Origin of the sequence: Mesorhizobium sp. Cs1321R2N1 (assembly GCF_037179725.1) — a bacterium.
Classification (GTDB): Bacteria; Pseudomonadota; Alphaproteobacteria; order Rhizobiales; family Rhizobiaceae; genus Mesorhizobium; species Mesorhizobium salmacidum.
Window position 1 is genome coordinate 1 of the sequence record NZ_JAPYKP010000077.1, and the last position, 26,188, is coordinate 26,188.

Genomic DNA, 26,188 nt, shown 5'->3' on the forward strand with positions numbered 1-26,188 from the left:
CCTGATTGGTGAAGACCAGGCCCTGCAGTGTTCCCTGCAGGCCGTCGGCGCCCGCGCCGATGCCCAGCAGCGTCACCGCATTGCCAATGTCGTGCGCGCCGGTGCCCTCGGCGAAGGTCGCTCCCGTGTAGTTCTGCGCCACCGGTCCATCATCGTCGATGGAGACAGTGAAGGTGGTGGTTGCGGTGCTGTTGTCGGCGTCGGTCACGGTGGCTGTGACGGTGAAGCCGAGATTGTCCTCGAAGGCCGTTTCCACCGCGCCGGTGGAGGGGTCGTCGTGAACCGGATGCGCGACCGGCTGGTTGAGGGCCGCCGTATAGTCGGCGCCGGTTGCCGTGATGTTGCTCAGCGTGATGGTGAACACCACGTCCGCGGTGCTGCTGCCATAGCCGGTCAGCGTATGGGTGGCGGCATCCCAGCTGGTCGAGACCGCTGTCCCGTCGAGCTTGGTCAATCCGGTGCCGGCAACCGACAGCGCGACCGAGCTCAAGGCATCGGCGCCCAGCGTGTAGGAGATATGGCCGCCCAGCACCTGGGCATCGTCGCCCGCGGCCGAGTCGTTGTTGCCGGTGGCAAGGTTGTCCTCGTCCACGACGAGGTTCGCCGAGGCCGCCACATTCGTGATGCCGCTGTCGGAGACCCCGAACGTCACCTGCCTGGTGACGGTGTCGCCGTCCTTGTCGCTCACCGTGTAGCTGAAGGTCTCGGTCACCGTCGTGGCGCTCGTCACGCTGGCCGGTGCGCTGTAGATCAGGTGGCCGGCGCCGTCGATCGACAGTGTTCCGCCCGTCGTGCCCTGATTGGTGAAGACCAGGCCCTGCAGTGTTCCCTGCAGGCCGTCGGCGCCCGCGCCGATGCCCAGCAGCGTCACCGCATTGCCAATGTCGTGCGCGCCGGTGCCCTCGGCGAAGGTCGCTCCCGTATAGTTCTGCGCAACCGGTCCATCATCATTGATGGCGATCGACAGCGTCGAGCTCGATGGACTGCCATCCTCGTCGGTGACGATAACGCCATAGTTGGCGAAAAGCTGGTCAGCTGCGCCGGTGATCCCCACGCCTGGATGCGCAACATTGTCGGTCAGCGTGAAGCTGTAGGTGACCGTGCCGCCGGCGTTTGTTCCGCTGAAGCCGGTGATCATCAGCGTGCCATAGACCGGGCCGCCGGCAATGACGACCGGAACCGAACCGGAATTGGCCAGAGCGGCATAGGTGATGCTGGTCGTGCCGACCTGCAGCGATCCCAGGCCATCGGGTGAGGTGAAGGCGAATGTGCCGACGGCGGTTTCCGAATGGTCGGAATTGTTGTTTGGATTGCTGTCGGACAATTCGCCCGACCCTGCGGGATTGGATCCGTGTGGCGGCAGTCCCTTCTCGTCGACCGTCGCGTCGCCGCCATCCGCCCGAGGCGTCAGGCCTGAAATGGTGGTGATGTCATCGGCGCCGTTGACGGTGATCGTCAGGGAGGCCGGCGAAGTGTCGCCGTCGCCATCCGTCACGGTGTAGCCGAAGCTTTCGCTCAGGCTCTGGCCCGCGGAGAGACCCTGGACAGCGGCATAGGCAGCCGGATTCTGAGCCTGCGTATAGAGCGCGTAGCTGTAACTGCCGTCGGCGCCAACTGTCAGCTGGCCGTAAATCCCGTTGACGTGATTGGTGACAGCGCCATCCCAGGCGATCGCGCCGAAGCCGTCGCTGCCAAGATGGTCGGCGTGGCCGTCGGTGATATTGGCGTCGCTGCCGCCGGTGCCGGTAACGACATTGCCGTCAGCCGTCGTCGGTCCGTCCTCGGTCACCGAATCCTGATCATTGACGGCCGCCGGGCCGTCATCCTGGAATTCGACGCTCAGGGCGACATGGGAAACGGCGGTGGTCGAATCGCCGTCGAAATCTGTGATCGTCGCCTTGACGTGCAGATCGGCGGCGACGGTCGCGATGTCGTCGAAGGCAGCCGCACTGCCGCCATCGATGCTGTGCGCGATCGGTTGATACTGGCCGATCCAGACCGCGCCGGTCGGGTCGACATAGACCTTGAATACGTCGACGCCGTTGGCCGACCCCACGAGAACGCCGTCGGCGTTCGTCGAGAGCAGAATTGTGGCGCCACCGATCGTCTTCAGTCCGGAATCGACATTGACGAGCGCATTTCCGTTGGCATCGGTCACCGCGAAGGAGAACGTGGCATTTTCGTCGGCGCCGACCGAGGCGTTGAAGAGCCCGAGCGCGCTTGCCGACGATTTCGCATAGCCGAGCGCGTCAGCCTCCTGGACCAGAGCCGGCGGGGGCAGGGCCGTATCGTTGGCCGGATTGGGGTCGGCGGAATTGTTGACGCCGGCGGATTCGTCATGGCTGACCCGGAAGACCTCGGTCTGTGTCGTGACGGTCGTGATCTTCGCCTCGATGCCGAATATCTTGAACGGATTTCCCCCGCTCAAGGTGGCATCGGTGCCGCCCGCATTGGAATCGAACGTGAAGTTGTTGTAGTTGCCCACCTTGAGTTGGTCGAATGGGGTGCTGCCCACGACTTCCACGGTAGCGCCATCCGGTACCCCGGCGAAGGCGTAGCCGACCTGCACGCCGCTTTCAAAGACGGCGGTGCCGGCTGTGAGCACGCCATTGACCGTCACGGTGAACGGCTCGAACACGCCGCCATCCTTAGCGCCGATGAACAGGACCGCATCATGGATATTGTGCGCGGGCGAAACGTCGATCGTGAACGCGACCGAAGAGACATCATAGGAACCGCTATCGGTGATGGTCGGCGGATTTGGATTGTTGGCCGTGACCACGAGGTTGTTGACGAAATCCATGGTCAGGATTTCAGGTCCGGTCACACCTGGATGGGTCTCGTATCCATCGATGATCTGGCCGTCGCCGACGCCGATCTTGGTGCCGGTGGTGTTGACGGAATTGTCGCCCTCATTGACGTCGACGCCGGACAGCTTGATGTCGTGATTGCCGGCGCCGTCCATGCCGCGAACATCGGTGTTACCGGCCTGCAGCGTGTAGACGATCGTTTCCGTGGTGGTGGTCGTCGTGGTGGCGGCATCCCGCGCGGTGATCTGCGGAACATCGTCAAGCACCTGGACCTTGAACGTGCCCGCCGCCAGTTCGACGGTGTCGCCATCGCCATCCTTGGCAATGATGAATGACGAAAAATCGATCCCGCCATTCGCAAGCGTGTTTTCCGTATTGTCACCCACGGCGCCGTTCAGCGTCGGATGGTCGATCTGATCGATCAGCGTGAAGACGTATGAGCCGTCGGCGCCGACAGTCAGCGTAAACACCGGTCTGTCCGTGCCCGCCTGGTAGCCGGCTCCGCCGCCGATATCGACATAGCCGGTGAGCGTGGTGCCGTCGGAGACAATCAGGACATCCGCGCCCTGCGAGTCGATGCCGGAGTCGGAAGGAGCAACTTGCGTGACCAGCCCAAAGGCCGATGTCGGGTTCGGACCGTCCGCACCGAAATCGACGAGAAGATTCAAGGCACCGGCGGCGCCTGTGGCAATGGCCGAGTTGGTCCCGGCGACTTCGCCGTCGGGCTGGGGATTGTCGACATTGCCGACAGACTGGGCATTGTGGAGGCCGTCCTCATCGACATTTGCCGTGAGCTGGGCCGTGCCGATGGCTTTCGGCACATCGTCGATGATGTTGACGGTGATGGTGCCGGTGGTGGAATTGCCGACGCTGTCGGTGACCGTATAGGTGAAGTTCTCCAGCCCCGAGATGGTCTGCGCACCGTCATCGGCCTGGGCGTTGAGATGGTTGCTGGTCAGCGTGTAGACATAGCTGCCGTCGGTATTGATATGGATTGTGCCGTAGGTGCCGACGGTGGTCTGCTCGGTATAGGTGAGCCCGCCGACACCGCCCAAGGCGTTGAGCTGGTTGGTCGCGTCGGTCTCGGTGGTCAGGAGCGGCAGCGAGCCCGTAACGGTGCCGGCGGCGAGATCGGCACCATCCTTGTTGAGGTCGAGTGCTGCTTCGTTGACGGTGACGTCGCTGTCGGCCGGAGCGACCAGCCCGGCATCGCTGAGATTGATGGTCAGCGTCGTGGTCGACAGGTCGCCGTCGCCGTCCTTGATCGTGTAGACGAAGACGTCGGTCGTCGCCGAGGTGATGTTGTTGGCGGTCGACTGATAGGTGTAGGACCCGTCGGCGTTGAGATGCAGCGTGCCGTGCAGGCCCGCTATGTCGGTGGCGACCCCGCCGGTCACCGCGGTTGAAGTGTCCGCACCAGCGGCTCGCACGCCGCTGACGGTGGCACCGTCGGCGCCGGCAACGTCGTTGGTCAGCACGCCGGCCGCGGCCGTGACGGTGAGCAGGACACCCTCGGTCACGTCGTTGCTGTCGGCATGGGCTGTCGGCACGTCGTCGATGATGTTGATGACCAGGTTGCCGGGAGGAGCCGTGTCGCCATCGCCATCCGTCACCCCAACCGCAAAATTCACGCTCGTATTGTCGCCCGAGGTGTTGTCGCCGAGAGTATAGGAGTAGCTGATCGTGCCAACGCCCGAGGCAGCATCATAGACATAGCTTGCGGTCAGCGAGCCGGTAGCGTCGCTGAAGGTCTGCGGGACACCGGTCAGCACATGGCCGCCCAGCGTCACTTCCGACACGCCGTCCGGCGAGGTGAAGCCGATCGTGCCCGATATCGTCTCGGAGTCCGACGCTGCATCCGAGCCGGCTGACTCGCCGCCACGGGCCGGAAGGCCGGCCTCATGGACCGTCGCTTCCCCTATGGCGCCAATGGAGGGAGTGGAATCATTTTCCAGGAGGCTCGGGAACAATTCGCGATGATCCGGCTGCCCAAATTGCAGGTCCGTTGGTGGCAGGAGGGCCGACAGGCCGAAGCCGTCGCCGATCCCGCCGGCAGGCTGTTCGAAATTGCCGCCGGCGCTCGAGGTCGAACCTCCCGGGCCCGCCGATATCGAGCCGTCCGCGCCGAAGGCGACATCGACATGGCTCGCTTCCAGCGCGGCGATCAAGGCCACACGCGGCACTTCGACTTCGCCGATGATGAAGGTCGGCACATTCAGGGCACCGTCCTTGATGACGATGACCGAGCCGTCCGCCTGCTCGAGCACGAGGTTGTGGCCGTCGACCTTGATGTTGTCGATCGAGACGTTGGCGGGAAGCTTTACGACGTTGCTTGCGTCCGCCACGTATTCGTGGGGGGCATTTGCCGCTGGCGGAGCAGCCGCTGGCGCGCCGCCGCCGACATCGACCGGCACAGGCTCGGCCGCTGCCGGCGCTGTTTGAGCCGGCGCCGCCGCTTGCTCGGCCGGCGCGGCCTGCGCCACCAACTGGATCGGCGCTGTCAGGTCGTGGTGATCGTTGGAGACGGAATGCTCGTCCCACGAGTTCGAAACGTTGTCCAACTCAATACTGGTCGTCATAGCTTTAACCCCTCCGGCATTTCCCGGAAAGAGACAGGCGGCGCCTCGACTTTGCAACGGTCCGTCAATCCATTCTATATATTTGGATATGCGTTCGATGACTTTTTTTACGCTTGGTAAACTGTGAACATATAATCAGTTATATCTTGCTTGGAATGCGCGGCGCTTTGCCACGACTAGCGCGAAAAACTTGGTAAATAGAAGTATAAATACGTATAAAATTTTACACAAAATAGCAAAACCACTTTGCGGGAAAGTTATCCACCTTCATTTCCAGTAATTTGAGACAAGATTGGTAGCGTCCACGGTCAAAGGTGGGCGTCATGAAAAAACAAAAGAATGCTCCGGGGAAGAGAAAACTCAAGCTGCTTCTGCTGGCACTGGGGATAGCCGGCGCGACGCAGCCAGCCCTTGGCGGGCCGGTCATCAGGGATTTTCTGCCCGAACCGGCACTGCTTGGAACGGTCCAGGCGCCGCCTGGTCTCGGCGGCATTTCGCTGCGGAGGTACCAGCCCTGGCTGTTGCCGGCCGCCGCCTACCAGATCAGCCTCGTCCTGAACGGCTACAATCCCGTTTCCGCGCAAGACCGGTCCAGCGCCTTGATGGCGCAAGAAGGCAGGGATATCGACCCGATGCAGACTGCGTCGATTATCCCGGGCGTGTTCGGGTCGGTTGCGCTGTCCATGCGCAATTTTCCGGTTTCGGCGCGCTGGGCACCGGTCTACCAGGCCATAACCGGTTGCACCGCCGGCAGTCCCTGCGACCACAAGAGCCCGGCCTTCGCGGCCATGGTTTCGGCTGCCCAAGGCAAGGGATTTGTCGAAAAACTGTCGTTCATCAACAGCGGCATCAACCACTTGATCGCCTACAGGAAGGATAGCGTCGTTTACGGCAAGCTCGACTACTGGGCGAAGCCTTCGGAAATCCTCGCCAATCGCGCCGGCGACTGCGAGGACTTCGCCATTCTCAAGATGACGGCGTTGCTGAGGGCCGGCATTCCGGCACGCAGCATGTCGCTCGTCGTTCTCCAGGACCGCAAGCGAGGTTTCTTCCACGCCGTGCTTTCGGTGAGCACTGCAAGCGGCGCTTACATTCTCGACAGTCTCAACAATACGGTGCTCAAGGACAGCGCTCTTCCGGACTATCAGCCACTGTACTCGTTCAGCACCGACCGGGCATGGATCCATGGGTCCAAACCGGGGGCCGCGCAGATGGCCGACGTCAAGGGCGGTTTCGAAACCGTCGCGCCTGGCGAAGGTGCGCAGATGGAAGTCAAGTAAAGGCAAAGCGCCGTCGCGTTTTTGTCCTGGCCGAATGCCCAGAGCAATTTCAGGAAAAATGCATAGCGCTTCCGCCGGGAGTTGCGAAAGGATGAGCGGCTCTAGCCGTTGAAGACAAAAGCCATCAGCAATTCCGGGTCCAGCACCGGCGCGCGCACCACGTTAAGCTGACCCCGGTAACGGCGCTCGCCGGCGCCGATCACAAATCCGCTCGCAACGGCAACGTCGCCGTTGGTGTCGAGGCGCGCGAATATATCCGCCACGTTGAGATCCAGCGCCAGCTTCAGGTCCTGCCGCGTGTCTCCGTCGAACGCCGTCGGCAACTGCCGTTTGACCAATTGCTGGAATGGCGCATTGAACGTCACGATCTTCTTGGTCGATGCCAAGGCGAAAGCCGGCGACGGACAGGCAAGCAGAATGGCGTTTACCGTCCTGATCGACGCAAGCCTGCGCAAATTCAGGTTCTCGTGTCCCAACGCGCGAATGCAGGCCACCCGAATTGCCGAGGTCAGGTTTCCGTTCTCCGCGTGACTTTCGGCGATCTCGTCGACCAGCATGCCGATGGTGCATTTGCGGCTCTCGGCCATCTGTTTCAGCGAAAGCCAGAAAGCCCGTTCCAGACGGATGCCGCGCCTTGTGCCGCCGCGCGCCACGACGCGGAACTCGAGCTCGAAATCTTCTGTCGGCAGCGGCAGAAGCAAACGGTCTTCGGGGGGCGGGGGAGAGATGGCGCTAGCGCTCACTCATTGCCTCCTGACGTGCTTTGTTGATCGGCTTCAGCAGGTAGCTCAGGATCGTCTTGCGTCCGGTTTTGATATCCACGGAACAGATCATGCCGGGGATGATCGAATATGCCTTTCCGTCTCGCTCCAGTGTCGATTTGTCGGTTGAAACACGCACCTGGTAATAGGGCTCGCCCGTCTTCTGATCGACCAGGCTGTCCGCGGTAATGTTGGAAACCTTGCCTTCGATGCCGCCAAAGATCGAGAAGTCGTAAGCCGTGACCTTTATCAAGGCATCCTGGTCGGGGCGTATAAAGGCGACATCGCGGGGCGAAACACGCGCTTCGACCAGCAATGTCTCGGAAGTGGGCACGATGCCGGCTACGACAGTTCCGGGCTGGACGAAGGCGCCGACGGTGTTCAGTTCCATCGTGTTGACGATCCCGTCCACCGGAGAACGGATATCCGTTCGCGCGACCTTGTCGGTCGCGCCGCGAATGGTTTCGTCCACCACCGAAAGATCGGCCAAGGCCTGCGTCAGGTCATCGAGCGCTTCCTGCTTCAACTGCAGCCCGAGTTCCTCGACCTGGAGCTGCGCCTCGGTGATCGCCGACTTGGCCTTCTTTATCGTCTCGCCGGCCAGGTTCAATTGGCCGTTGAGTTCGGTTTGCTCCTGCTCGACCTTGAGCTGCTCGGTCCTTGCCATCAGACCTTTCTTGACCATCGCCTCGACCAGCTTCGCCTGCTGGTCGCTCACAGCCAGGTTTTTTGTCAGGCGGTCGAGATTGGCGTTCGCCTCGTCGAGTTCCTTTTCGCGCTGGTCGAGGCGCGACTTGAGCACCGACAGCTTGTTGTCGAAGTTTTCGCGCCGGGCAACGAGCAGATTTTGCTCGTTGTCGCAGATTTCCGGCGCCACCGCCTGAATGTCCCGCGGACACGGAAACGATCCGGTGATGCTGCCGCTCTGTTCGTATTTGAGCCTGGCGATCCGTGTTTGCAGGGCCCGCGCCTTGGCCTGCTGTTCGCCGAGGCTGGACGTGTTCAAAGTGTTGTCGAGACGAATGATAAGGTCGTTCTTCCTGACGACCTGCCCCACCTTAACGGCGATTTCCTGAACGACGCCCGGCTCGCTGGCTTGGATGACCTGGGTCTTGGAGGCCGGTATGACCTTGCCGTCGCCACGCGCGATCTCGTCGACCTCGGCGAATGATGACCAAGCGACAAAGGCGACGAAGAGCGCCGCTATGATGAATATGGACGCCGTCGCAAAAAGCGGCGGGCGGTCTTCCCTGGCAAGCATTTCCTACGCCCCGTTATTATATCGGTTTCAGCCGATATAATTTGTTCCTTCAGGTATTGGTTCTCTGCAGCGCCTGAATGACTTGTTCTTTTGGTCCATCGGCAACGATCTTTCCCTGCTCGACAACAATAAGGCGATCAGCCAATTCGAGCATGCTGAAGCGATGCGTCGAGACGATCAGCGTCGTGTTGCGGTCAAAAGCTGTCTTGAGTTGCTTGATCAGCTGTCGTTCCGAAGCCAGGTCCATCGAGCCGGACGGTTCATCCAGAAAGACGATCTTCGGCTTGGTCAAAAGCAGTCGGGCAATCGCCACCGTCTGTCTCTGCCCGCCGGAAAGATTGGTGCCCCGCTCGCCGACATTCATGTCGTAGCCGCGTGGATGGCGAGAGACGAACTCGTCGACGCCGGCGGCTTTTGCGGCTTCGATGATCTGTTCGTCGGTCGCCTCGGGAGCTGCCATGAGCAGGTTCTCCTTCACGGTGCCCGAAAACAGATCGCCGGCTTGCGCGACGATACCCACGGCGGCGCGCACCTCCGACGGGTGATACTGGCGGATGTCGATGCCATCCAGCAGCAGCTCGCCTGAACTCGGCAGGAAAAGCCTGCCGATCAGGCGTCCCATCGTTGTCTTGCCTGACCCGATGCGGCCGATGATGCCGATGCGCTCGCCCGGCTTCACCGAGAAGTTCAGGCCGGACAGAACCTCGTTTTCCGAGCCGGGGTAGACGAAGCCGACATTCTTGAACGTCATCGCCCCATTGCGGATCGGGCGATTGACAAAGCCCACCGTGTCCGGCCGGTCCTCCGGTTGGGCCATGATGGAATTCACCATTCTCAGGGAGAGCATGGCCTGGCGAAATCTCGACAAGGTGATCGCGATCTGGCCGAGCGGAGCCACGGCCCGGCTGGCCAGCATCACCGTGCCGATAATGGCTCCTGTCGAAACATGCCCTTCCGAAAAGGCATAGGCCCCGGCCACGACCAGGGCGACCGTCACAAGCTGCTGGATGGCCTGGGTGATGTTGCCGGCCGCCGCCGAGAGCTGCTTGATCTTCTCCGAGGTGTTGGCCGCGTTCTTCGAATGCTCGCCCCACTTCCTCAGCAAATAGGCTTCGGCGCGCAGGGACTTGATTGTTTCCAGCGTGGAGATGGACTCGACCAGCAAGGCCTGGCGCTGGGATGCCTCGTTCATCGAGGCTGCGACCCGTTTGCCGATGCGGCGTTGCGTGACGAGGCCGACTATCACCGACGCCACGAATGCCAAGGCCGGTATGATGACCAACCAATCGCCGATCGCGTAGATGACCAGCAGGAAGATGAAGACGAAGGCCGTGTCGATGAAGACGCTGATGGTGTTGGAGGTGAAGAACTCCCTGACGAACTCATATTGAGTGACGCGATTTGCATATTCGCCGGTCGAGCCCGGGCGCGCGGACAAGGATGAATTCAGCACCTTCTCGAACAGCAAATACGATATCCGCAGGTCCGCCTTGCGCCCGGCATAGTCGATGAGCGAGGCCCGGGCCGTCTTCAGAAGCAGGTCGAAAAGAATGACGGCACCGATACCGATCGCCAGCACCCAAAGCGTCGATATCGCCTTGTTCGGCAATATGCGGTCATAGACGTTCATGGTGAAGATCGGCGAGGCGATGGCCAGCAGGTTGATGAAGATCGCCGACAGCACGACCTTCGAATAGGTGCGCCAGAAAGCGCCCATCGTTCCCGTCAGCCAATGGCGCCGTTCGATCTGCTGCGCCGACCCGACCTTCATGCCTTCGGTGGCGTTGGCATAGGTGATCGAGAAGGATACGCCGCCGCTGATGTAACTTGCGGCCAGCTCGGATTTGCCGACGGTCGTGCGCCCGTCTTCCTGCGGGGCAGTGAGATACCCGTCGCCGTCGATTTCCGCCAGCAGGGCGATCGGCAACTGGCTGACACGGAAGAGAATTGCCGGAAGATCGAGGCGACCGCGCAAGAAGTCGCGATGGTTGAATTCGTGGGTCTCGAGACCGATGCGTTCGGCAAGATGCCTGATCTCGGTGACCTCGATGCGCGTGTCCGAAATCGGCACCCCGGCAAACAGCACGGTTTCCGCGCTCGGCCTGCCGAGATAGGCGGCAACCGCCGAAAAGCAGGCCTTGAATGCCTCCTTGGGCGACAGAATATGTGGCTGCTGATTCACGACCTGCCCGCCAGGACCCTCAACCCCCCTTACACCGGCTCACTTCTTCCTGACCGGGGCAAGGATGTCGAAAGGTATATCGTTCGTCTGTTCCGACGGAGTCCGTGCATAGGTTTCGGTGTCCGCGGTCGCCGGAACAGCAAATTCGTCCTTGGCGTAGGCCGTGGCCTGCTTTGGCGGATGGATGTCCATCGTTTTCAGCAACTGCCCGGTCGCTGCCAGAAGCCGATATTGGGCAAAGAGGGATGCGTAGGACGCGGTGTCCGCCAGCGTCGCTGTGTTGAACCGTGTATTTTGCGCATCCAGCACATCGAGCAGCGAGCGCTGTCCGACCTTGAACTGCTCGCGATAAGAGGCAACCAGCTTCTCGTTGGCAGCGGCTTGCAGCTTCAGGGTCTTTGCCAGATCGGCTTGCCGGAAGCGGCGATCCCAGGACGTGCGAACGGCCTCTTCGATCTCCCGCAGAACCTGATGCAGCCCAAGCCGCTGCTCGCTGGCGCGGCGGATTTGCTCCTGCTCATTCGCTTTGTCGATGCCGCCGCGGTACAGGTTCCAACGCAGCACCAGTCGTGCCTGCAAATCGGACGTGTCTCCATTGTCGCCGTCAATGTCATATCCGGCCCGGGCGGTGCCTTCGGCGACGATCGAAGGGCCGTATTTTGCCCGAGCGGCGTCAACCTGCGAGGCCGCGGCCGCAATATCGCTATTGGCCATGTGGACGCGCGGATTGTTCTCCCGCGCAATGCCCAGTGCGTCGTCGAGGGACCTTGGCAGCGCGGAGGAAACGTCGCCAGGCCGCGAAGCATTGGTCAGCGGTTTCCCGACTGTCTTGAAGAAGCGTATCCTCGAGGCCTCGAGTTCCTCGGAGGCTTCCTGCATGCGGGCCTTGGCCGCAAACAAGCGCTCCTCGGCCTGTTGCCGGTCGGCTTCGTTCAACCCGCCGCCTGCTATGCCTTCCCGGATGTCGTGGAGAATCGCTTGATGAAAGCCCAGATTCTTCCTTGCCTCTGCCACGATCGAGCCCTGAAGCATGTATTCCAGGTAATCCTGAACAACCGACAGCCCGATGAACTCGGATCGCTCTAGCACGCGGAACGAGGCGCCATCGACTCGCGAGGCCTGACGGTTGAGTTCGGCTCGCCTTGCGCCGCTGTCATAAAGCGTTTGTGAAACCGTCAGATCGGTCTCCGCGGGATAAAGCGCATCGTGCTCGATGGAGAGCGCTCGGCGGGAGGAGTTGTCCAGGCGGCGAGCACCAGTAGATGCCTGCAGGTCGACGCTTGGGAGATAAAGCCCTTTCGCCTGCCGCAGCTCGAACTCGATCGCCTCACGGTTTTCGATGGCCTGGCCGATTTCCGGGTTGGATTCCACCGCAACCGCCATGGCCTCCTTGAGCGTCAATGCATGCGCGCCCCAGCAGCTCAGCATGGTAGCCGTCATCAAGAGGCCAACGCCCATGACCTTGGTCGACAGACCTGTCGTCTTCATTTTCCCACCCACGTTTCCCCGCTCTTTCAAGAGCGCCCCAGCCGGGCTCGGCGCCTGGCTTTGTTCGCTATCTTACAAATTAACGTGGACGTTTCATTATTAAGCTGTGACTAAATGATAGATTTTGGGCAGACGGCCAGAAAATGTAGCAAAAATACCACATATTTGAGATGTTGGCGGATCAAGTGCCGGTGTCGAAACTTGAAGCACCGCAACAAGATATGAAGATGGGCAACAGCAAGCCTGTTCTGACAGCATGCTGACGAGTACGCATGCCAGCAAATAAAATTGCTCTCGCAGGCAATAAGGGCACCCTTAACAAACTCAGGCGAAGGAGGGCTTAGTCCGGCCACCCCCATTGCCAACATGTTCTGGTCGCGCTTTGACATCTAAGTGGCTGGCGAGATCGCCGAGACACGGCCGAGCGGGACACTTGGTTAGAGCAGGGTCGATTCGGTGCGTGCTTCGGTCTCGATGAAGGTCTGCGCTTGGCTGGGGCGCCAGGATTCGAACCTGGGAATGTCGGTACCAAAAACCGATGCCTTACCACTTGGCGACGCCCCAATAGCCGTCTGAGTCGCTGTGCGGCGCGTTATTAGCAGAGCAGCCGAAAAGCACAATGCTTATGAGCGACCGCGAAGGCACCCGGCTGACCAGCAGCGCGATTGCCGCCAAATGATCCAACGGGTTATACGGACCACACAGCCAACTCGTTGCCGGCTGGGTCGACAAAGTGGAAGCGTCGACCACCGGGGAATGGGAATATCGGCTTGACGATCGTTCCGCCGGCGCTTTCGACGGCGCCAAGGGTTTCTTCCAGATTCTCACTGTAAAGCACAGGCAGCGGCTTGGCCGGCGCTTCTTCCGCATCGGCCTGAAAACCTCCGTCCAGCCCCTCCGCAAAGGCCGAATAGGTCGGTCCATAATCGGTGAACGACCAGCCAAAGGCGGCACTGTAGCCTTTCATCCGGTCCAGCGTGCCGCCGGCCGCAGGCATTTCCAGATAGTCCAGTTTTCCAGACTGTTTCATGAGGCACCTCTTTGTTCCCTTTATGTTCTAGACATCGAACCATCAGGTGGCAAGTCTTTTTGACGCATCCTGGGGGATGGCTTTTTCTTAATCGATTGTAGCGACCCGACGACTCGCCCGGCGCTTGCGTTTCGCACTGCAGCATCATATCGCTCGAAGTCGGACACGGGCGGAGCTTTCCGTTTCGCCAATCTTTCCAATCTCCTGCAACCGGAGAGCAAAGCATGACCAAATGGGTTTTCACCTTTGGCGATGGTGCGGCGGAAGGCCGTGCCGGCGACAGGAATCTGTTGGGCGGCAAGGGCGCCAATCTGGCCGAGATGTGCAGCCTGGGCCTGCCGGTGCCGCCGGGCTTCACGATCACCACCGAGGTCTGCAATGCCTACTATGCCGATGGCCGTGCCTACCCGGCGGGATTGGAAGCCGACGTCACCGTCGCGCTCGATCATATCGGCCGGCTGACTGGCCGCCGGTTCGGCGACCCGTCGAAGCTGCTCCTGGTTTCGGTGCGTTCCGGCGCCCGGGCGTCGATGCCCGGCATGATGGACACCGTGCTCAATCTCGGATTGAACGACGAGACGGTCGAGGCGCTGGCCTCCGATTCCGGCGATGCGCGCTTTGCCTATGACAGCTACCGCCGTTTCATCCAGATGTATTCCGATGTCGTCATGGGTCTCGATCACGAGGTGTTCGAGGAAATCCTGGAAGACCAGAAAGCCAGCCTCGGCCATGAGCTCGACACCGAGCTGACGGCCATCGAATGGCAAGGCGTCATCGCGCTCTACAAGGCCAAGGTCGAGGAAGAGCTGGGCAAGCCGTTCCCGCAGGATCCGCACGAGCAGCTCTGGGGCGCGATCGGCGCGGTGTTTTCGAGCTGGATGAACAACCGCGCCATCACCTACCGGCGCCTGCACGATATTCCCGAAAGCTGGGGCACGGCGGTCAATGTCCAGGCCATGGTGTTCGGCAATATGGGCGAGACCTCGGCCACCGGCGTTGCCTTCACCCGCAACCCGTCGACCGGCGAAAAGCAGCTCTATGGCGAGTTCCTGGTCAACGCGCAGGGCGAGGATGTCGTTGCCGGCATCCGCACGCCGCAGAACATCACCGAGGCGGCGCGCATCGCGGCGGGTTCCGACAAGCCGTCACTGCAGAAGCTGATGCCGGACGCCTTCCAGTCCTTCGTCACCATCTCCGACAGCCTGGAAAAGCACTACCGCGACATGCAGGACCTCGAATTCACAATCGAGCGCGGCAAATTGTGGATGCTGCAGACAAGGTCCGGCAAGCGCACCGCCAAGGCAGCACTCAGGATCGCGGTCGAGATGGCCAGGGACGGGCTGATCACCAAGGAGGAGGCGGTCGCTCGCATCGATCCGGCTTCGCTCGACCAGTTGCTGCACCCGACTATCGACCCAAAAGCCGCGCGCGACGTCATCGGCGTCGGCCTGCCGGCGTCGCCGGGAGCCGCCACCGGCGAGATCGTCTTTTCCTCCGGCGATGCCGAGGATCTGAAGACGCAAGGACGCAAGGCGATCCTGGTGCGCATAGAGACCAGTCCGGAAGATATCCACGGCATGCATGCGGCCGAAGGCATCCTGACCACGCGCGGCGGCATGACCAGCCACGCCGCCGTCGTTGCGCGCGGCATGGGCAAGCCTTGTGTGTCGGGCGCCGGCTCGCTGCGTGTCGACTACAGGGCCGGCACGCTGCTCTCGATGGGACAAACCTTTCGCAAGGGGGACATCATCACCATCGATGGCGGCAACGGCCAGGTGCTCAAGGGCGCCGTGGCGATGCTGCAGCCGGAATTGTCAGGCGATTTCGCCGCGATCATGGAGTGGGCGGACGCGGTGCGCCGCATGAAGGTGCGCACCAATGCCGAAACGCCGCTCGATGCGCGCATGGCGCGCTCTTTCGGCGCCGAAGGCATCGGTCTTTGCCGCACCGAGCACATGTTCTTCGACGGCGCCCGCATCGTCGCCATGCGCGAGATGATCCTGGCCGACACCGAGAAGGACCGGCGCGCTGCGCTGGCCAAGCTTCTGCCCATGCAGCGCTCGGATTTCCTGGAGCTGTTCGAAATCATGGCCGGCCTGCCGGTGACGATCCGCCTGCTCGATCCGCCACTGCACGAATTCCTGCCCAAGACGGAAGCAGAAGTCGCCGAAGTCGCGGCCGCCATGAACGTGTCGCCCGACAAGCTCAGACAGCGCACCGAGGCGCTGCACGAATTCAACCCGATGCTCGGCCATCGCGGCTGTCGGCTCGCCGTCTCTTACCCGGAGATCGCCGAGATGCAGGCGCGCGCCATTTTCGAGGCGGCCGTCGAGGCCGGCAGGAAAGCCGGCGCGCTGGTGGTGCCCGAGATCATGGTGCCGCTGGTCGGCCTGGTGAAGGAACTCGATTATGTGAAGGCGCGTATCGATGCGGTCGCCAAGAGCGTCATGGACGAGAGCGGCGTCAAGATCGATTACCTCACCGGAACGATGATTGAACTCCCCCGCGCGGCGATCCGTGCCCATGTCATCGCGGAGTCGGCCGAGTTCTTCTCCTTCGGCACCAACGACCTCACCCAGACCACCTTCGGCATCTCGCGCGACGACGCGGCCTCCTTCCTGGAAACCTACCGCCAGAAGGGCATCATCGAGCAGGATCCGTTCGTCTCCCTTGATATCGACGGTGTCGGCGAACTGGTGCGCATGGCGGCGCAAAAGGGCAGGGCGACGCGGCCTAGCCTCAAGCTTGGCATCTGCGGCGAACATGGTGGTGATCCCTCGTCGATCCGCTTCTGCGAGGATGTCGGGCTCGACTACGTCTCCTGCTCACCCTATCGCGTGCCGATAGCCAGGCTGGCGGCGGCGCAGGCCGCGGTGCACGCGGCAAAGGCAGGACGCGGCTAGACCGGTACGAAGCTTACGGTTTTGTATGAAAACTCACGCGAACGTGCTGGCGACATGAGCGTAATCTCGACATTGTTTGCGACCAATTTGCGGATGACCGCCAATTGTCTCCGGAAACAGACGTTGCAGATATCACCCGCTCCGTTCCGCTCCATCCTGATTATTCAAACGAATTTCATAGGCGATATCGTCCTCGCCTCGACGCTCGCCAGGAACCTGCAGCTCGAATTCCCCGGCGCCAGGATCGTATTCCTCTGCGAAGCCCACTTCGAGAGCTTCGTGGTTGCACATGGCATCGCTTCCGAGGTGGTTGCGTTCAGGCGGGCCCGCATGCGAGGCAACCCGCTGGAGCGTGGAAAAGAGCTTTATGCCGTGGTGCGGGCGCTGCGCCGCTTCCACTTCGACCTGACGATCGATTTGACCGATTCCAAGACCTCTCGGGTCGTCAGCGGGCTCGTCAACGCCAGGAAGCGTGTCGGCTACAATCCTCCCGAGAGGCCGCTGAAGCTGCTGGAGCGGCAGCCCGCCAATGTGTTTGCCAAACCATACGGGTTTGGCGGGCAGCATTTTGTCTATCGCTATCTCTCCCCTCTTGAAGCACTCGGCATCGATTTGCGCGTGACGGTACCGAGCATCCAGCCGCCGACATTCGAGGCCACGAAAGCCCTGGCGCTTCTGGGCACGCACGATATCCACCCGAACGCCTTCGTCGCCGTCCATGCGGGCGCGAGTTTCAAGGGCCGGCAATGGCAGCCGGAACGGTTTGCCGAAGCAATTGACCAGGTTGCGGCCGAAACCGGACTGGGCGTCGTCCTGGTGGGAGGGCCAGGCGAACGTGAAACCGCCGCGCGGATCGTTTCCGGGACCGTGACGCCGGTGGTCGACCTGGTCGGAGCGCTTTCGCTCGAGAGCCTGCTGGCGGTCCTGGAACAGGCCCGGCTGTTTCTCGGCAACGAAAGCGGCCCGATGCACATGGCCGCTGCCGCGGGGACCCCGGTTGTCGGCCTTTTCGGCCTGACGCATCCGTCGCGCTGGGGACCTGTCGGCGTGCCCAGCATCGCGCTTCGGCCGTCAATGCCCTGCGATTGCGTGGCCAGGGATTTGTGTCGCCGGTCCGACCCCAGCAAGGCTTGCTGTGTCTGGCGTCTGGAGGTGAAGCCGGTCGTCGACGCCGTGCGCGAGATCCTCGCACGCACCGATCTGAAAAAGGAACGCGTTGTCTGAGGGCGATCGGTCGGCAAGACTGTCGCCGAATGTTCACCAAGCCGGAGGTCAAATTGCCGCGCCAGGCGTTTTTCTGCTATCCCTCGTCCGATTTCCGCCTTCATGCGGGTTTTTTGGGATGGCGGCTTGAAGTCGCCAGCCGGGAATTTGGTTTCGGGAAGTTGGTTTGATGCGTCTGCTGCAAAAACATCTCTGCACGATCGCCATGTCGGTGGCGCTGATATCCGGTGCCCATGCCGCGCCGCTGGTCGAACCCACGCTGCACATCAAGCCGGCTGCAAGCGGAACCGGCCGCGTTGCGCTCACGCTCGATGCCTGCGGCGGCAAGACCGACACGCGCATTCTCTCGGCGCTGGTGGACAACAAAATACCGGCCACCATTTTCGTCACCGGCATCTGGCTGAAGCGCAACGCCGAGGCCGTCGCGATCATGCGGGCGCATCCCGACCTGTTCGAACTGGAAAATCACGGCGGCCGCCATGTTCCGGCGGTCGACACGCCACGGAAGATCTATGGCATAAGCAGCGCCGGCAGCCCGGAGGCTGTGCTCGCCGAGGTCGAGTCAGGGGCCGCGGCTCTGGCCACGACCGGCGAGCCGGCGCCGAAATGGTTCCGTGGCGCAACCGCCGAATACAGCCCCTCGGCCATCGCGATGATCCGCAAGCTGGGCTTCAAGATTGCCGGCTTCTCGATCAATGGCGACGGCGGCTCGCTGCTCGGCGCCAAGGAAACTGCCAAGCGTATCGCCGCTGCCAAGGATGGCGACGTCATTATCTCGCACATCAACCAGCCGACCCACGCCGCCGGCGAGGGCGTGGTGCAGGGCCTGCTGGCACTCAAGGACAAGGGCATGACCTTCGTGCGGCTCGACGACGCCGACGGGACGGGCGATCACGGCACCACTGAATAGGGCGGTTCAGTGTTTGATTAGAATCGCCGAACCGCTCTAACGACTGGGCATGAACCGAATCTCAATGCACCCTTAAGTGCGTCGGCCGAAGCGTTCAGTCCGGCTTGGCGTCGATGGCGACCTTGCTGGCATAGAACGCGCCGTGGTCGCGGATCTCGGTCATCTCGTCATACGGCTGGCGGTAGGCCCACATCGCGTCCTTGCCCGCTTCGCCCGCCGGCAGCACGCTCCAATAGCTGGCGTCACCCTTATAGGGGCAGTGGGTCGCGTGGTCCGTTCGGCTGAGCTTGTCGAAATCGATGTCGGCGAACGGAATGTAGAAGGCGGCGGGGTAGGGGGCCTCCGTCAGCACCTTCGCCCTGGCGGACGACGCGATGACGGTATCGCCGGCGCGGACCGTGACGGTGCCGGAATAGGGCTCTATCGTGATGATCTTGTCGGGATTGCGCTGGAAGCCGGGTGCCGGGTTGGCGATCTTGTCCATGCTGGTTCCTCCTTGCCCCGACCTTAAGTGTGGTGGACGGCCGGATTGCGCAAGACCCGTAGTCACAAACATAACAGACGCCATGCGCCCGTGCGTGGCGCGAAGATTGCCTTCTCGTGGCCGCGGAAATTCAGGCGGCGGTTTTGAAGGCATCCATCAGCCCGGCATAGGCGGCCGCGATGCCCGCCACCGGATTGCTGCTTCTGGAAATGGTCTCGACTTTCAGCGCCCCGCCGCCGGTTGGCAAGGTGAGCAGCAGGAACTGGCGATTGCCGCCATCGCCGACGGATGCCGCCGCGACATGCTGGCCTTCCCCTTCGTTCTGGACGCACATCTTGAACAGCAGCGTGCCGCCGACCGCTTCCAGCGCGCCGCCAACAACTTCTACGAACTCGTCTTCGGAAACAGTCTTTTCGTCCGGCACCAGATCGGCCAGGCTTTCGGCAAGCGTACTCTCGAGAACCTTATCGTCGAGCGCGTCCATGCGAACCTCTCTCAGTCGCCAATCGCACCCCTTTGCCCGTTAACGAAGTTTAACACCGACGATGGCCGGATTATGACACTTTTTGCGGTTGGTCCGATCACGAGAGTTTGCGCCGACGTAATGTATTTGAAGCCCCTGTCACTCGAATGGCAGCAAGGCCCGCCAAACGAAATCAAAAAGCGTCCGGATTCAATCGTTTGCCAAATACAGGTCGAACTCCGACTTTCGTCCGCTGCGCCCGTAGGTGGCTGGACAATTCGCCGGTTCGCTTCACAATGCGATCAAAAGCGCGACATGAAAAGCGTGAGGGAGGGAACGGCATGCTGGGATTGATGCAGGAATGGCCGCTACTGTGCCACAAGCTGATCGACAACGCTGAAAGGCAGCATGGTGTGCGCGAGATCGTGTCGCGTTCGATCGAGGGACCGATCGTGCGCACCACCTACGCCGACATCCATCGTCGTTCCCTCAAGGTCGCCCAGCGCTTGGAGCGCGACGGTTTCGCGTTAGGCGACCGCATCGCGACACTGGCCTGGAACACCGCCCGCCACATCGAGGCCTGGTACGGCATCATGGGCATCGGTGCTATCTACCATACCCTCAATCCGCGCCTGTTTCCCGAACAGATCGTCTGGATCATGAACCACGCCGAGGACAAGGCCGTCTTCGTCGACCTTACCTTCATCCCGTTGCTCGAGAAGATCGCGGGTGCCGTCCAATCGCTGAAGAAGGTGATCGTGCTCACCGACAAGGCGCACATGCCGCAAACGACCCTGCCCGGTGTTGTTGCCTACGAGGACTGGCTTGACGAGGTTGATGGCGACTTCGCCTGGAAGACCTTTCATGAAGGCACCGCGGCCGGCATGTGCTATACGTCCGGCACGACGGGTGACCCAAAGGGCGTCGTCTACAGCCATCGCTCGAACGTGCTGCACGCCATGATCGCTGCCATGCCCGACGCCATGGGCCTGTCGGCGCGCGACACGATCCTGCCGGTGGTGCCGATGTTCCACGCCAATGCCTGGGGCCTTGGCCAGAGCGGGCCGATGACCGGCGCCAAGCTGGTCATGCCTGGCTGCAAAATGGACGGCGCCTCGATCTATGAGTTGCTCGATCAGGAGAAGGTGACATTCAGCGCCGCCGTGCCGACCGTGTGGATGATGCTGCTGCAATATCTGGAAGAGACCGGCAAGACGCTTCCCCATCTCAACAAGGTCGTGATCGGCGGCTCGTCGTGCCCGCGCGCGATCATGGCGAAATTCCAGGACAAGTACGGTGTCCAGGTCATCCACGCCTGGGGCATGACCGAAATGTCGCCGCTCGGCACGCTGTGCACCCTGAAGCCGGACTATGCAGGCCTGGACGGCGAGGCGAGGCTCGACGTCCAGGGCAAGCAGGGTTACCCGCCTTTCGGCGTCGAAATGAAGGTGACGGACGACGCCGACAACGCGCAGCCCTGGGACGGCAAGACGTTTGGCCGGCTCAAGGTACGCGGCCCGGCCGTCGCCCGCGCCTATTATGGCGGTGTGGGCGCGGAGCAGTTCGATGAGGATGGCTGGTTTGATACCGGAGACGTCGCGCATATCGATGCCGGCGGTTACATGCAGATCACCGATCGCGCCAAGGACGTCATCAAGTCCGGCGGCGAATGGATTTCGACCATCGACCTGGAAAATCTGGCTGTCGGCCATCCCGATGTGGCGGAAGCGGCGGCGATCGGCGTCCAGCATTCGAAATGGGGCGAGCGGCCCTTGCTGGTCGTCGTCGCCAAACCTGGCAAGGAACCGACCAAGGCCGAGATTCTCGATTTCATGGATGGCAAGGTGGCCAAATGGTGGATGCCGGACGACGTCGCCTTCGTCGGCGAGATACCGCACACCGCCACCGGCAAGATCCAGAAGATCACCTTGCGTCAGCAGTTCAGGGACTATCGCTTGCCGACGGATTGAGGGGATGTTGCGTGTTTCGGCTTCAAGCCGCCGCAAAAAGGCACTAAACCTCCATCCGGGTTGGGGCAGCGCAGAGCATAATGGTTAGCATTCCCGAACGGCAAACGTCGAAGGCTGCCGGCTGGTCGCGGCGCACGGCCGCCTTTTCGATGGTGCTTTTGCTGACGAACTTTGTCGGCCATCGTTTCGGCCTCGTCCAAACGCCGGTGTTCCTGTGGGTGCTGGGCATTGTCGCCCTGCTGGCGGCGCTGGCGCTGCTGTTTGCCGGCCTGGCCTTTGCAAGGCTGTGGAATTTTGGCGACCGTGGTGGCCGTGATCTCACCGTCGGCGCCTTGCTGGCACTGCTGGTGCTCACCCCCTACGGCGTTGCCGCCTACTGGGCGACGATCTATCCGCCACTGCGCGACATCTCGACCGATTTCGATGAGCCGCCCGCGCTTGATGTCGGTGATCGGACCAGGGACATGAACGTGCTGTCCCCGCCGACGCCGGGTGAGCAGACATTGCAGACCGACAGCTATCCATTGGTCACCGCACGCAGCTACGACCTGCCATTCGAGACCGTCGTCAATGCCGTTGAAACCGTGCTCGACCGGCGCGGCTGGGACCTTTCGGAGCCTTATCCCGAACTCGCCGGGCAGACAGAGGTGACCATTACCGCAATCGCCTCGAGCTTCGTTGTTGGTCTTCCTGCGGACGTCGCCATTCGCGTGAGGGATGACGGCGACACGGTCATCGTTGATATGCGATCTGCCTCGCGTTACGGCCGCCACGATCTTGGCGACAATGCCGCGCGCATCACCGATTTCCTGGCGGAACTGGACCAGGAAGTCGCCGGCCAGGTCGGCGCGGCGCCGGCCCAATAGCCATTTTCGGGCGAATTGCGCGCCGGCGACGTCGGGTGAACACCGTGGGCGGGCGGGCAGGTCTATTGGCCGGGCGTGAAAGTGCCATCCGTGGCGGGGGCGGCGTCCGTCGCCACCACGCCGCGTGTCACCAGGTCCTCCAGATGGGCAAGCACCGACAGGCCGGCGGCGCCGTGCAGCCGGGGATCGGTATCCCTGTAGATCGCCTTGACCATGGCGGGAATAGTCCGGTCGCCGGCTCTTATCCGCTCCAGTATGGCTCGTTCGCGCATCTTGCGATGCGCCTTCAGCCCGCGCATGAAAGCGCGCGGCGCCGTCACCGGTCCACCATGGCCAGGCAGCAGCAGGCGATCGCCGCGCTCGATCAGCCGGTCCAGCGATGCCATGTAATCGGCCATTGCCCCGTCCGGCGGCGCGACGATGGATGTTGCCCAGCCCATGACATGATCGGCTGAAAACAGGATGCCGGTGCCTTCCAGCGCGAATGCCGCGTGATTGGCGGTGTGGCCGGGCGTCAGGACCGTCCGGATCGCCCAGCCATCGCCGCTGACCAGTTCACTGTCCGGCAACGCGATGTCGGGAACGAAAGCGCTGTCGGCGCTGGCGTCGAGCGGATTGGTTTCGCCGATATGCAAGGGCCTCGCCGGCCGGTGCGGTCCTTCCGCCAGCACCTGGGCGCCGGTGCGCTCCTTCAGCCGGGCCGCCAGCGGGGAATGGTCGCGATGCGTGTGGCTGACGAAAATGTGGCTGACCGGCCGGCCGGCGATCACGTCGAGCAAGGTCTGAAGATGCGTCTCGTCATCCGGCCCGGGATCGATCACCGCCAGCGTGTCGCGGCCCACGACATAGCTGTTGGTGCCATGAAAGGTGAAGGGACTGGGATTCCCAGCCGTGACGCGTTGCACGTCTGGGGCCACGCTTACGCCTTGGCCATAAGCGGGGTCGAAGCTGGTATCGAATTTGAGGGCCATGTCGCCACATTATTCCAAGAACGGCAAAACCGATTGCCGCATAGCACGCAAGCAAATATAGAAAAACGCAAGGCCGCGATTGTTGGTTCGCGGCGAGATTGAATGGGGAAGACCATGACAACCGCAACGACGACGCGCCCGCTTGTTTTTCTGGCCTTGCCGCAAGAAGGTGCCGCGCGACTGGCAACGCAGTTTGTCCTGGCGATTGCCGGGACCCTGCTGTTGACCCTTTCGGCCAAGACCAAGGTAGTGCTCGGGCCTGTCGACATCTCGATGCAGACGCTCGCCGTCTTCCTGATCGCCGCCGCCTTCGGCATGCGGCTCGGCGTCGCCACCCTGCTGCTTTATATGGCGGAAGGCGCGATGGGCTTCCCGGTCTTCCAGGGCACGCCGGAAAAAGGCGTCGGCATCGCCTATATGCTCGGCTCGACCGGCGGCTATCTCGCCGGCTTCGTGGTCATGGCCGCGATTGTCGGCTGGGCCGCCGACCGCGGCTGGGACCGTCATCCGATCAAGCTTTTCAACGCCATGCTGGTTGCCGAAGTGGTCATGATGGCGATGGGTTTCGCCTGGCTGGCACTGCTCATCGGTCCGGAAAAATCCTGGCAATTCGGCGTCGTGCCGTTCATCGTCGGCGACCTAATCAAGGTCGCTCTCGCGGCCAGCCTCGTGCCGGCCGTCTGGTCATTGCTGAAGCGCTCCTGATTTGAGATCATCCGGCCCGGATCACTCCGGGCCGGAGTTTGGCCTGCGGTCAGCTCGGGCCTGTTCACCAGGCATGTTACGGACGGGCCTTTGTGATGAAAGTTCTGGTCACCGGCGCTGCCGGCTTCATAGGTTATCATGTCGCCAGGCGGCTCCTGGAGCGCGGTGACGAGGTTGTCGGCATCGACAGCATCAATGATTACTACGACCCTGAGATCAAGCAGGCGCGGCTGCGGCTCCTGGCCGAGGCGAGCCGCGGCACCAATGCAGGCTATCATTTCATCCACGGCAATCTCGCCGACCATAGCGTGGTCGATGGCTGCTTTGCCGACCACGCCTTCGACCGGGTGATCCATCTCGCCGCCCAGGCAGGCGTCCGTTACAGCCTGGAAAACCCACGCGCCTATGTCGAGAGCAACATCGTTGCTTTCACCAACATACTCGAGGCCTGCCGCAGCAGCCGTGTCGGGCACCTGACCTATGCCAGCACCTCCAGTGTCTATGGCGCCAACACCGACATGCCGTTTTCCGAGCATCGCCCGGCCGACCATCCCTTGCAGTTCTACGCCGCCACCAAGCGCGCCAACGAACTGATGGCGCACAGCTACAGCCATCTGTTCGGCCTGCCCACCACGGGGCTGCGTTTCTTCACCGTGTACGGTCCCTGGGGGCGACCTGATATGGCTCTGTTCCTGTTCACCAGGAACATCCTGGCCGGCGAGCCGATCAAGCTGTTCAACAACGGCAACCACACGCGCGACTTCACCTATGTCGAGGACATCGCCGAGGGCGTGATTCGCGCCAGCGACAGTCCTGCCGCGGCCAACCCGGCCTGGGACTCCGGCCATCCGGATCCGGCGACCAGCAGCGCGCCCTGGCGCATCTTCAACATCGGCAACAGCAACCCGGTGAAACTGACCGCCTATGTCGAGGCGCTGGAAAATGCGCTCGGCCGCAAGGCCATCATCGAGCTCCTGCCGCTGCAGGCCGGCGACGTGCCCGACACCTTCGCCGATACTTCGGCGCTGCAAGCGGCGGTCGGCTACCGCCCCCGCACCTCCGTCACGGAGGGGGTAGGGCGGTTCGTCGAGTGGTACCAGGGTTATTTTGGGCGGGCGTGATGAACGCGCTCTTGGCCGCGTAGAGGCCGGCCTTCGGTCGAAAAGGACCAGGGACCAAAAAATGTGCTAGTCTCCTAAGTCATGGGATGGTGGGGATTGCCATGTTGGAAACGGACAAGCTGTTCGCGGGCTCGATTCCGGAAAACTACGACCGCTACATGGTGCCCTTGATTTTCGAGCCGTTCGCCGTGGATATCGCGCAACGAGCCGCGGCCCTGTCGCCAGGCGCGGTCCTGGAAATCGCTGCGGGCACCGGGGTCGTCACCCGCGCATTGGCACCAAGACTATCCCCGGACGCAAGCTATGTCGTGACCGACCTGAACCAGCCGATGCTCGACTACGCCGCTTCGCGGCAGACACCCGACAGCCGCATCGAATGGCGCCAGGCGGATGCGATGGCGCTGCCGTTCGAGGATGCGGCGTTCGATCTCGTCTGTTGTCAGTTCGGTGCGATGTTCTTTCCAAACCGCACCTCCGCCTACCGCGAAGCGAGGCGGGTCCTGAAACCGGGAGGACGGTTCTTGTTCAACGTATGGGATCGCATCGAGGAGAATGTGTTCGCCGATGACGTGACCAATGCGCTGGCGAGGATTTTCCCAGACGACCCGCCGCGCTTCCTGGCACGCACGCCGCACGGCTACCACGACAAGGTGCTGATCCGCCGCGATCTGGAGGACGCGGGTTTCTCCGATGTCGCGATCGAGACGAGAGCCGAACAAAGCCGCGCATCCTCGCCGCGCCTTCCGGCCGTCGCTTATTGCCAAGGCACCGTTCTTCGCAGCGAAATCGAGGCCAGGGACGCTGGAAAACTGGACGCCGCGACCGACTACGCGGCATCCGCCATTGCAGACAGACATGGCAACGGCGAAGTTGCCGCGAAAATCCAGGCATATGTGATCATGGCTGTGGCCTAGGTGTGAGCTTTCGGGAGGTTGTCCATTCGGACCGGACCGAGGAGACTGGAGTTGGCAGGCTTCAGTACACATCGGAGGGTCCGAATGAACATCCACAAGAATGCCCGTCTGACGCCGCTGCGTCGAGAGGAGATGGCGTTGTCGATTATTGAAGGCCGTCTTTCCAAAGCCGATGCGGCGCGGAGATATGGTGTGTCAGCGAAGATCGTGGCGCGTTGGGTCGAGCGCTACAAGGCGGAGGGACGGGCCGGCATGGTCGACCGCTC

20 protein-coding genes and 1 tRNA gene are annotated in these 26,188 nt (G+C 62.0%); 11 read left to right on the plus strand and 10 right to left on the minus strand.

All coding sequences use genetic code 11. From position 1 onward, the window contains the following. Nucleotides 1-5,389 (minus strand): beta strand repeat-containing protein (locus O7A61_RS19260; RefSeq protein WP_337131155.1); only part of this gene is annotated, 5,389 nt, incomplete at its 3' end. 323 nt (nucleotides 5,390-5,712) lie between these two features. Between O7A61_RS19260 and O7A61_RS19265 the strand changes: the two genes are divergently transcribed. Beyond that, entirely contained in the window at nucleotides 5,713-6,669 is a 957-nt protein-coding gene (locus tag O7A61_RS19265) for a transglutaminase-like cysteine peptidase (protein WP_337131156.1), read from the plus strand. Between the two features lie 101 nt (nucleotides 6,670-6,770). Here the strand turns inward: O7A61_RS19265 and O7A61_RS19270 are convergent, their stop codons facing one another. The 6 genes from O7A61_RS19270 to O7A61_RS19295 all read right to left on the minus strand — a co-directional run bounded on the left by O7A61_RS19270 (nucleotide 6,771) and on the right by O7A61_RS19295 (nucleotide 13,391). Then, nucleotides 6,771-7,412 (minus strand): ribbon-helix-helix domain-containing protein, encoded by a 642-nt coding sequence (locus O7A61_RS19270; protein ID WP_337131157.1) that lies wholly within the window; start codon nucleotides 7,410-7,412, stop codon nucleotides 6,771-6,773. Then, nucleotides 7,402-8,691 (minus strand): HlyD family type I secretion periplasmic adaptor subunit, encoded by a 1,290-nt coding sequence (locus O7A61_RS19275; RefSeq protein WP_337131158.1) that lies wholly within the window; start codon nucleotides 8,689-8,691, stop codon nucleotides 7,402-7,404. The genes O7A61_RS19270 and O7A61_RS19275 overlap by 11 nt, the downstream gene beginning before the upstream one ends. A gap of 49 nt (nucleotides 8,692-8,740) precedes the next feature. Further along, nucleotides 8,741-10,873, minus strand: a complete 2,133-nt coding sequence (locus O7A61_RS19280) for a type I secretion system permease/ATPase (RefSeq protein ID WP_337108893.1) — start codon at nucleotides 10,871-10,873, stop codon at nucleotides 8,741-8,743. Between the two features lie 39 nt (nucleotides 10,874-10,912). Beyond that, on the minus strand, nucleotides 10,913-12,361 hold the full coding sequence (locus tag O7A61_RS19285; RefSeq protein WP_337131159.1) for a TolC family protein: 1,449 nt from the start codon (nucleotides 12,359-12,361) through the stop codon (nucleotides 10,913-10,915). Between the two features lie 489 nt (nucleotides 12,362-12,850). Further along, nucleotides 12,851-12,925, minus strand: a tRNA-Gln gene (locus tag O7A61_RS19290). A 124-nt stretch (nucleotides 12,926-13,049) separates the two neighbouring features. Beyond that, nucleotides 13,050-13,391 (minus strand): VOC family protein, encoded by a 342-nt coding sequence (locus tag O7A61_RS19295; protein ID WP_337131160.1) that lies wholly within the window; start codon nucleotides 13,389-13,391, stop codon nucleotides 13,050-13,052. A gap of 224 nt (nucleotides 13,392-13,615) precedes the next feature. On the opposite strand from O7A61_RS19295, the gene ppdK reads away from it, so the two are divergent. The 4 genes from ppdK (at nucleotide 13,616) to O7A61_RS19315 (ending at nucleotide 18,428) form a co-directional block, all read left to right on the plus strand. Then, the gene (gene ppdK / locus O7A61_RS19300; protein WP_337131161.1) at nucleotides 13,616-16,294 is read left to right on the plus strand and encodes a pyruvate, phosphate dikinase; all 2,679 of its coding nucleotides are present in this window, start codon (nucleotides 13,616-13,618) and stop codon (nucleotides 16,292-16,294) included. A 123-nt stretch (nucleotides 16,295-16,417) separates the two neighbouring features. Further along, entirely contained in the window at nucleotides 16,418-17,518 is a 1,101-nt protein-coding gene (locus O7A61_RS19305) for a glycosyltransferase family 9 protein (protein ID WP_337131162.1), read from the plus strand. Between the two features lie 29 nt (nucleotides 17,519-17,547). Beyond that, nucleotides 17,548-17,688 carry a hypothetical protein gene (locus O7A61_RS19310; RefSeq protein ID WP_337131163.1) on the plus strand — a complete coding sequence of 47 codons (141 nt, stop codon included), beginning with the start codon at nucleotides 17,548-17,550 and terminating at the stop codon, nucleotides 17,686-17,688. After that, entirely contained in the window at nucleotides 17,688-18,428 is a 741-nt protein-coding gene (locus tag O7A61_RS19315; RefSeq protein WP_337131164.1) for a polysaccharide deacetylase family protein, read from the plus strand. Before O7A61_RS19310 ends, O7A61_RS19315 begins: the two co-directional genes overlap by 1 nt. A 94-nt stretch (nucleotides 18,429-18,522) precedes the next feature. On the opposite strand, the gene O7A61_RS19320 is transcribed toward O7A61_RS19315, so the two are convergent. Together O7A61_RS19320 and O7A61_RS19325 are read right to left on the minus strand one after the other, a co-directional pair. After that, entirely contained in the window at nucleotides 18,523-18,912 is a 390-nt protein-coding gene (locus O7A61_RS19320; RefSeq protein ID WP_337131165.1) for a DUF427 domain-containing protein, read from the minus strand. Nucleotides 18,913-19,042: 130 nt separating this feature from the next. Then, on the minus strand, nucleotides 19,043-19,396 hold the full coding sequence (locus O7A61_RS19325) for a hypothetical protein (RefSeq protein WP_140510466.1): 354 nt from the start codon (nucleotides 19,394-19,396) through the stop codon (nucleotides 19,043-19,045). Between the two features lie 320 nt (nucleotides 19,397-19,716). Between O7A61_RS19325 and O7A61_RS19330 the strand changes: the two genes are divergently transcribed. Beyond that, nucleotides 19,717-21,345 (plus strand): fatty-acid--CoA ligase, encoded by a 1,629-nt coding sequence (locus O7A61_RS19330; RefSeq protein ID WP_337131166.1) that lies wholly within the window; start codon nucleotides 19,717-19,719, stop codon nucleotides 21,343-21,345. Between the two features lie 80 nt (nucleotides 21,346-21,425). Continuing rightward, complete coding sequence (locus O7A61_RS19335; RefSeq protein WP_337131167.1) at nucleotides 21,426-22,211, plus strand: DUF1499 domain-containing protein; 786 nt, start codon at nucleotides 21,426-21,428, stop codon at nucleotides 22,209-22,211. A gap of 62 nt (nucleotides 22,212-22,273) precedes the next feature. Here the strand turns inward: O7A61_RS19335 and O7A61_RS19340 are convergent, their stop codons facing one another. Next, nucleotides 22,274-23,182 carry an MBL fold metallo-hydrolase gene (locus tag O7A61_RS19340; protein WP_337131168.1) on the minus strand — a complete coding sequence of 303 codons (909 nt, stop codon included), beginning with the start codon at nucleotides 23,180-23,182 and terminating at the stop codon, nucleotides 22,274-22,276. A 114-nt stretch (nucleotides 23,183-23,296) separates the two neighbouring features. Here O7A61_RS19340 and O7A61_RS19345 point away from each other — a divergent pair, with 114 nt between their 5' ends. The 4 genes from O7A61_RS19345 to O7A61_RS19360 all read left to right on the plus strand — a co-directional run. Further along, nucleotides 23,297-23,887 carry a biotin transporter BioY gene (locus tag O7A61_RS19345; RefSeq protein ID WP_027145919.1) on the plus strand — a complete coding sequence of 197 codons (591 nt, stop codon included), beginning with the start codon at nucleotides 23,297-23,299 and terminating at the stop codon, nucleotides 23,885-23,887. Nucleotides 23,888-23,982: 95 nt separating this feature from the next. Then, nucleotides 23,983-25,008, plus strand: coding sequence for an NAD-dependent epimerase (locus O7A61_RS19350; protein ID WP_337131170.1), 1,026 nt, complete (start codon nucleotides 23,983-23,985; stop codon nucleotides 25,006-25,008). A gap of 101 nt (nucleotides 25,009-25,109) precedes the next feature. Further along, nucleotides 25,110-25,922 (plus strand): class I SAM-dependent methyltransferase, encoded by an 813-nt coding sequence (locus O7A61_RS19355; protein ID WP_337131171.1) that lies wholly within the window; start codon nucleotides 25,110-25,112, stop codon nucleotides 25,920-25,922. An 84-nt stretch (nucleotides 25,923-26,006) separates the two neighbouring features. After that, nucleotides 26,007-26,188: helix-turn-helix domain-containing protein (locus tag O7A61_RS19360; RefSeq protein WP_337131169.1), on the plus strand; the 182-nt coding region annotated here is incomplete at its 3' end.

Bases quoted from the DNA above. Each gene is read 5' to 3' on its own strand.
- O7A61_RS19265 (WP_337131156.1), top strand. From the start codon at position 5,713: ATGAAAAAACAAAAGAATGCTCCGGGGAAGAGAAAACTCAAGCTGCTT.
- O7A61_RS19275 (WP_337131158.1), bottom strand. From the start codon at position 8,691: ATGCTTGCCAGGGAAGACCGCCCGCCGCTTTTTGCGACGGCGTCCATA.
- O7A61_RS19285 (WP_337131159.1), bottom strand. From the start codon at position 12,361: ATGAAGACGACAGGTCTGTCGACCAAGGTCATGGGCGTTGGCCTCTTG.
- O7A61_RS19295 (WP_337131160.1), bottom strand. From the start codon at position 13,391: ATGAAACAGTCTGGAAAACTGGACTATCTGGAAATGCCTGCGGCCGGC.
- ppdK (WP_337131161.1), top strand. From the start codon at position 13,616: ATGACCAAATGGGTTTTCACCTTTGGCGATGGTGCGGCGGAAGGCCGT.
- O7A61_RS19310 (WP_337131163.1), top strand. From the start codon at position 17,548: ATGTTCACCAAGCCGGAGGTCAAATTGCCGCGCCAGGCGTTTTTCTGC.
- O7A61_RS19315 (WP_337131164.1), top strand. From the start codon at position 17,688: ATGCGTCTGCTGCAAAAACATCTCTGCACGATCGCCATGTCGGTGGCG.
- O7A61_RS19320 (WP_337131165.1), bottom strand. From the start codon at position 18,912: ATGGACAAGATCGCCAACCCGGCACCCGGCTTCCAGCGCAATCCCGAC.
- O7A61_RS19325 (WP_140510466.1), bottom strand. From the start codon at position 19,396: ATGGACGCGCTCGACGATAAGGTTCTCGAGAGTACGCTTGCCGAAAGC.
- O7A61_RS19330 (WP_337131166.1), top strand. From the start codon at position 19,717: ATGCTGGGATTGATGCAGGAATGGCCGCTACTGTGCCACAAGCTGATC.
- O7A61_RS19335 (WP_337131167.1), top strand. From the start codon at position 21,426: ATGGTTAGCATTCCCGAACGGCAAACGTCGAAGGCTGCCGGCTGGTCG.
- O7A61_RS19340 (WP_337131168.1), bottom strand. From the start codon at position 23,182: ATGGCCCTCAAATTCGATACCAGCTTCGACCCCGCTTATGGCCAAGGC.
- O7A61_RS19345 (WP_027145919.1), top strand. From the start codon at position 23,297: ATGACAACCGCAACGACGACGCGCCCGCTTGTTTTTCTGGCCTTGCCG.
- O7A61_RS19350 (WP_337131170.1), top strand. From the start codon at position 23,983: ATGAAAGTTCTGGTCACCGGCGCTGCCGGCTTCATAGGTTATCATGTC.
- O7A61_RS19355 (WP_337131171.1), top strand. From the start codon at position 25,110: ATGTTGGAAACGGACAAGCTGTTCGCGGGCTCGATTCCGGAAAACTAC.